Origin of the sequence: Pelomicrobium sp. G1, from assembly GCF_051905455.1 — a bacterium.
Taxonomy (GTDB): Bacteria; Pseudomonadota; Gammaproteobacteria; order Burkholderiales; family UBA6910; genus Pelomicrobium.
The window spans coordinates 38,553-44,926 of record NZ_JBQACR010000021.1; the positions used below are offsets into that span (position 1 = coordinate 38,553).

At 63.1% G+C, this 6,374-nt stretch carries 8 protein-coding genes; all 8 read left to right on the top strand.

The features are described 5' to 3' along the window. The 8 genes from ACTFO6_RS16550 (at position 1) to merE (ending at position 6,234) form a co-directional block, all read left to right on the top strand. Complete coding sequence (locus ACTFO6_RS16550; protein ID WP_439935546.1) at positions 1 to 948, top strand: patatin-like phospholipase family protein; 948 nt, start codon at positions 1 to 3, stop codon at positions 946 to 948. After that, positions 945 to 1,397, top strand: a complete 453-nt coding sequence (locus tag ACTFO6_RS16555) for a MerR family transcriptional regulator (RefSeq protein ID WP_439935547.1) — start codon at positions 945 to 947, stop codon at positions 1,395 to 1,397. The genes ACTFO6_RS16550 and ACTFO6_RS16555 overlap by 4 nt, the downstream gene beginning before the upstream one ends. Then, positions 1,394 to 2,203 (top strand): putative bifunctional diguanylate cyclase/phosphodiesterase, encoded by an 810-nt coding sequence (locus ACTFO6_RS16560; RefSeq protein WP_439935548.1) that lies wholly within the window; start codon positions 1,394 to 1,396, stop codon positions 2,201 to 2,203. Before ACTFO6_RS16555 ends, ACTFO6_RS16560 begins: the two co-directional genes overlap by 4 nt. After that, positions 2,185 to 2,403: a MerR family transcriptional regulator gene (locus ACTFO6_RS16565; RefSeq protein ID WP_439935549.1), complete on the top strand. Its 219-nt coding sequence runs from the start codon at positions 2,185 to 2,187 to the stop codon at positions 2,401 to 2,403. Before ACTFO6_RS16560 ends, ACTFO6_RS16565 begins: the two co-directional genes overlap by 19 nt. Positions 2,404 to 2,743: 340 nt before the next feature. Further along, the gene (gene merA / locus ACTFO6_RS16570) at positions 2,744 to 4,408 is read left to right on the top strand and encodes a mercury(II) reductase (protein ID WP_439935550.1); all 1,665 of its coding nucleotides are present in this window, start codon (positions 2,744 to 2,746) and stop codon (positions 4,406 to 4,408) included. Positions 4,409 to 4,541: 133 nt separating this feature from the next. After that, entirely contained in the window at positions 4,542 to 5,312 is a 771-nt protein-coding gene (locus ACTFO6_RS16575; RefSeq protein ID WP_439935551.1) for a sigma-70 family RNA polymerase sigma factor, read from the top strand. A 67-nt stretch (positions 5,313 to 5,379) separates the two neighbouring features. Next, on the top strand, positions 5,380 to 5,955 hold the full coding sequence (locus ACTFO6_RS16580) for a CBS domain-containing protein (protein WP_439935552.1): 576 nt from the start codon (positions 5,380 to 5,382) through the stop codon (positions 5,953 to 5,955). A gap of 33 nt (positions 5,956 to 5,988) precedes the next feature. Further along, positions 5,989 to 6,234, top strand: a complete 246-nt coding sequence (merE, locus tag ACTFO6_RS16585) for a broad-spectrum mercury transporter MerE (RefSeq protein WP_439935553.1) — start codon at positions 5,989 to 5,991, stop codon at positions 6,232 to 6,234. The last annotated feature ends 140 nt before the right edge of the window (positions 6,235 to 6,374 follow it).

Here is a 6,374-nt window from a genome sequence, read left to right on the forward strand (position 1 = left end):
GTGTCTACCATCTCTAGCGATAGGGCTTCGGCTGGAACAAGGCCGGTCGATCCTGCCCTTGGGATCGAGCCGCCGGTAGCGCTGGTCCTGTGCGGCGGCAACAGTCGGGGTGCCTTGCAGGTCGGCTTCTACTGGGCGTTGTGGGAGCTGGGGTTGCGCCCCGATTTCGTCATTGGAAGCTCGATCGGTGCCTTGAATGGAGCGTTCATCGCGGCAGGAATGAGCCCGGATGCGCTGGCGGAGCTTTGGCTCAAATTCCGGCGCAGGGATGCCCTCTCGTGGAACCTGCCGTGGCTGTTCGGCTTGCGTGACCAACCCGGGCTGTTCAGCCTGGAACGTCTGCGTCGAACCCTGCGGCAAGCCCTCCCTGTCCAGCGCTTCGAAAAGCTCGAGATGCCATTGACCGTGGTGACCACCGATCTGCAGCTCGGCGCGCCCGTTTACTGGTCTGGCAGTGGGGATCTCATCGAGCCCGTCGTGGCTAGCATGAGTCTCCCGGGGCTGTTTCCGCCTGTCGTCATCGGCGCCCACCAGCATGTAGACGGCGGTGTGGCCAACAAGGCCCCCCTGGACAGGGCTTACGAATTAGGCGCCCGTACCGTGCTGATGATCGAATGTGTCTGCTGCGATCCGGTCCTGAAACGCTACATTAGCCTGCTCGAAGTAATGACCCGGAGTTTTTCCATCGCCATGGACAGCAAGTACAACGTCGATCTCGAGCGGTTGGGCTCTCTGGTTCGTATCCATGTGGTGCGTCCCAGGCTGGCCTGGGATATCGGGCTGCTCGACTTTTCCTACACGGCAGAGCTGATCGAGGCGGGCTACCGGCAGAGCATCGAGTATCTTGTCCCCCTTGCGCAGGCGCAGAATGCCCTGACGTGTGCTCCTGTAGTTCCGGGAGCGAGCGGAACGGACACGCTCACCGGCCTGGTAGAGAGAAGCTCATGACCAGCCGCGCCCTGACCATCGGAAAGCTGGCCAAAGCGGCCGGCGTGATCGTCGAGACGATCCGCTATTACCAAAGAATCGGCCTGATCGAACAGCCGCAGAAGCCTGCTTACGGCTTCCGCCATTATCCGCAGGATACGGCGGATCGGGTGCGGTTCATCAAGCGGGCCCAGCAGCTTGGGTTCAGTCTCGACGAGATCAGGGAACTGCTTGCGCTGGACGCGGGACGCTGCGACGACGCGCGGCGGCTCGCCGCGAACAAGCTTACCCAGATTGGCGCGCGCATTGCCGCCCTTCAGGCCCTGCAGCACACGCTGCAGGTGATGATGGAAGCTTGCGAACGAAAAGAAGCGGGCCTTAAGTGCCCGGTCGTCGAGGCGCTCATCGGGAATCGGCAGGACATGGACAGACGCCGGAACGGGGCTCCGGTGAAGCGCGCGGTAAAATGATGCCCGATGTGACGGCCTTGCGACTCGCGCTCCAACAGGGCGAGCTGCGGCTTTATTATCAGCCCTCGGTGGATCTGCGCTCAGGAGTCGTGAACGGGGTGGAGGCGCTTCTCCGATGGGAACGGCCGGGGCGGGAGATCCGGTTGCCTTCGACGTTCATCTCCCTCGCCGAGGAGTCCGGGCTCATCGTGTCTCTCGGCGTCTGGGTATTGCGCACCGCGTGCGAGCAAGCCAAGGCTTGGCAAAGGAACAGCCTGAGCGGATTGACCGTCGCGGTCAACGTCTCGCCCTGGCAGTTCCAGGAAGGGCACCTGCACGAGACGGTGGCCAGGATCCTGGGGGAGACGGGCCTTGCGCCCGAGGGGCTTGAGCTCGAGATTACCGAGAGCATCGCCATGGCGCGCGAGGAACACGCCATTGCATCCCTCAAGGCGTTGAAGGCAATGGGCGTGAACCTCTCGATCGACGATTTCGGCACGGGCTATTCGTCGCTCGCTCAGCTCCAGTGCTGTCCGGTAAGCAAGCTCAAGATCGATAGTTCGTTTGTCGGCAATCTTGCACGCAACACGCCGGACAAAGCGATCGTCCAAGCGATTGTCTTTCTCGGTCATAGCCTTGACATGAGGGTCACGGCCGAAGGCGTGGAGACCGAGCAACAGCTCGAACTGCTGCGCGGTTATGGCTGCGACGAAATCCAGGGATTCCTCGTGAGCCCGGCCGTGCGTGCAGAGATGGTTCCCGGCGAGCTAAAGCGTTGGGGGATCAAAGCCGCATCGGAGCGTGAGCCGTGTCCTCGAGACCGCTGACGGTTGGACAGCTTGCCCGCAAGACCGGCGTCACGGCCAGGGCGATCCGGCATTCCGAGCGTCTGGGGCTGATCAAGGCCGCGGGTCGCACGGGCGCGAACTACCGGGTTTTCGGCGCCGGCAGCGTTACCCGCCTGAACTTCATTGCGAGATGTCGTTCCCTGGGCTTCTCTCTCCCGGAGGTCAAGGATCTGCTTTAGGTCATGGAGGGTCCTCGTTACACCTGCGCTTAGGTCGAGAACCTTGCGAGGCAGCACCTGAATCTCGTCGATGCAAAGCTTAGAGAGCTCTTGGCGGTACGCCGCGCACTTGCTCGAGAGCTTAACCGTTGCACCGGCGAGGAAGTTCCCGATTGCCGGCTGCTGGAACACCTTCAGCGAGCACAGCCATAGAAATCGGGCCGGCGTGCGGACGCGAACCCCCGCAAAGGCCGTCCTAGCACGCCGGCCGATCAGGGCGCATGAGGGCCCTTAACTTTTTTCCGTCCACCCGGGGATGTGGTTGGTTGTAGTGTGGGGTGCTGAACGATAGGAGGGAAGGATGTCAAAGCGTCAATGGATCGTTGTGCAAGTGGAGGGTATGACTTGCGACGGTTGCGCTGCCCATGTGCGGAAAGCGCTTTCCGCAATGGAGGGGGTCGAAGAAGTCCGGCTGCCCAATTGGCAGGCTGGCAAGGCGGAAGTGCTGGTCAAAGGCGAGCTGGCCGACGAGACCATCGCCCGTGCGGTCGAAAGCGCAGGTTACCGGGCGCTCGTGCGCGAGCGACGCGAGCTGGACGCCGGGCGCAAGGTTCCGCAGAGCGAGGCGACAGACTACGACCTCGTGATCGTGGGCGGCGGCTCGGCGGCCTTCGCTGCGGCGATCAAGGGCGCCGAGCTGGGCGCCAAGGTTGCCATCGTCGAGCACGGCACCCTCGGCGGCACCTGTGTCAACATCGGGTGCGTGCCGTCCAAGACGCTCATCCGCGCGGCCGAGCACTGCTACCACGCTGCCTATTCCGCCTTTGAGGGACTGGGCGCTTGTCCGCCACCTCAGGACTGGCAGCGCGTCGTCCGGCAGAAAGACGAGCTGGTCGCCGCCCTGCGGCAGGGCAAGTACGTCGACGTAGCAAGCGCTTATCCCGGCATCACCATCGTGAAAGGCCACGCCGAGCTCACGGGCGGCCACGGCGTCGCCGTGGACGGCAAGCCCTTGAGCGCTGCCAAGCTCCTGGTGGCCACGGGCTCGAAGCCCTGGGCACCGCCGATTCCGGGTCTTGCCGAGTCGAGCTACCTCGACAGCACCGACGCCCTGAGCCTGGAGCGCTTACCCGCGACCCTTGCGGTGATCGGTGCTGGTGCGATCGGGCTCGAGCTCGCGCAGCTCTTCAACCGCTTCGGCGTCAAGGTCACGCTCCTCGAGGCCGGCCCCCGCATCGCACCTCAGGAGGAGCCCGAAATCGGGAAGGCCCTGTGCCGCTACCTCGAGGAAGAAAAAATGCAGGTGCTTTGCGGCGCGGCGATCGAGCGTGTGAGCCGGAGCGAGGCCGGCTACCGGCTTGAGGCCGTCGTGGATGGCAAGATCCGCGCGATCGAATCCGAGCAGTTGCTCGTTGCCACCGGCCGTCGGCCGACCACGGCCGGCTTCGGCCTCGAGCGTGCCGGGGTGAAGCTCGGCGAAAGGGGCGAGATCCTCGTCGACCGGCACTTGCGCACCGATAACCCGGATATTTTCGCCGCCGGCGACTGCATCGGCGATCCCATGTACGTTTATGTGGCGGCTTACGCCGGAAGCCTCGCCGCCGAGAACGCTCTCACCGATGCGGGCCGGATCTACGATCTCGTGCCGCTGCCGCGGGTGACCTTCACCGACCCCCAGATCGCCAGCGTCGGTCTGACCGAAGCTCAGGCGCGGGCCGAAGGCAGAAAAGTGCGCGCGTCGGTGCTGTCGCTCAGCGAGGTTCCCCGCGCTATCGCGGCTCGGAATACGAAAGGGCTTATCAAGCTGGTGGCCGAGGAGGACACCGGCAAGCTGCTTGGCGCTCACGTGCTGGCGGCCGAGGCTGGCGAAGTGACCCAGGAGGCCGTCCTTGCCATCCGCTTCGGCTTGCGGGTGCAGGACCTCGTCGAGACGTTCCACCCATATCTCACCATGGTCGAGGGCCTGAAACTCGCCGCGATAACGTTCACCAAGGACGTGAAGCAGCTCTCCTGCTGCGCTGCGTAGCCGGGCTCACCTTGTGTTATCCCTATCGGCATCGGGGTTAGGCTCGCTTGCCAGGGGTGCCGAAGTCTTGAGAAAAACCCTGCTTGACTCTGTATCCGAGTACCGCGTCTAGCCTTTGATACGAGGGCGCCCTGTGAGCAAGCATGGCACCATGAGTCAAAGCGGTATGACGGGAGACACCATGCCCCCCAACCATCGCATCGCCCAGCCGGTCAATGGCGGTCGCCCGCTGGGGGGACAGGTAGACCCCGCATCGCTGCAGCCCCATCTTGGTTACCTGTACCGCTTCGGGTTGGCACTAGCCCGCGACCCCGAGATGGCGCGCGAGGCGGTCCAGGAAGCCCTGGTCTGCGCGTTAGAGAATCTGGCGTCGTTCGAGGGGCGCTCGTCGCTGCGTTCGTGGCTGGCCAGTATTGTCAAGCACCAGATCATTGATTTGCAGCGGGAAGCCACGCGGCGGGTAGCGATTGACTTCTCGCCGGACTGGGAGAGCGATGAAGAAAGCGCACAAGGGGAGCTTGCCCATGGAGCGACGAGGGATTTTATCGTCGACGGGCGCACGCCGGAGCAGGCGATGGAGGCTCGCGAGCTCTGGAACGTGGTTGGCCGCTGTCTCTCCGGAATGCCCGAGAAGCGAGCGCAAGCCTTCGTCCTACGGGTGCTCATGGGCGAACCCCTCGGCGTAGCCTGTAAGGCGGCAGACGCGGTTTCTATGAACGCCTGTTCAGCGATGCTGTGGCGAGCGAAAGCCTGTCTGCGACGGTGCCTTGTGCGGGCCGGTTACATGACTTCGTGTGCCCCGGCAGAGAATTGTTGCTGCACGTCGCGTGCAGGGTCGGCGGGGGAGGGGGCCGCCTCCCAGGAAGGTGACGGCCTAAGACGGAAAAAGATGCGAGGAGGGTGACCTTATGAGTAACAGTGTGAATATCGGTACCGCACTTCCTAGGTTGAAAATCACACGGGATCCCATTTTGGCGAGACCGGCTTTCCTCGCGCCGGGGATGCTCAAACCGGATGCGCTCGCCCTGAACGTCATGACCGACTTTCGGCAGGTAACCCCGATCACCGTGGACGGCGGGATTTCCATCGACCAGGCTCTGCAGCACATGATCCATTCAGGCGTGCGGCTGCTGTTCGTGACCGGCCGCGATGCCCGCTTGATCGGGCTCATCACCGCCGACGATATCCAGGGGGAGAAGCCGTTGCGATACCTGCAGGCGATCGAATGCAAGGATCGGAGCTGTTCCCGGCGCGATGTCCTGGCCCGGAACATCATGACGCCCGTGGCCGACTGGGAAGTACTGGACTACGAGGCCGTGCGCCGGGCGAGCATCGCCCAGGTGGTCGCCACCTTCAAGGCCACAGGATGTCGCCACTTGGTGGTGGTCGAATGCCCACCCGAGCCTGGCCGGTGCATCGTGCGGGGCCTTTTTTCGGCGAGCCGGCTCGAGCGGGAGCTCGGCCTGGGTATCGATGTTCTGTGCATGGCCAAGAGTTTCGCCGACATCGAACGAGTGCTCGCACATCCTCATGGCGAGTGCGACTGAAAGGTTTGACCGAGATTCGTGGAGGAAAATCGAATGAACTCCGAAAAAAGCGCCGTCCGGCGGCGAGGCGGTTACGCCATGATGTTCCTCGCTGCGCTGACCTGCCCTTGCCACTTGCCTGTTCTTGCGCTTTTGCTCTCGGGGACTGCAGCGGGCGCCTACCTGACCGAGCACATGGGAGTGGCGTTGACGGTGCTGGGGGCCTTGTTCCTGCTCTCGCTGTCCGCCGCCATGCGGCTGTTGCGGAATGACGCTGCGCGAGGAGGATCGAATTTGTAGTTTTTTGCAAAGCTCAAAAGGAAAGGTGAGCATGAATGGGTAGAACCTATCTCAAAATTGTTGTCTGCGCGCGTATGAGTTTCTAGAATTGGGTTCATGCTGCGTTTGAGCGACGAACGATGGGAGCGAATTCGGGAGCA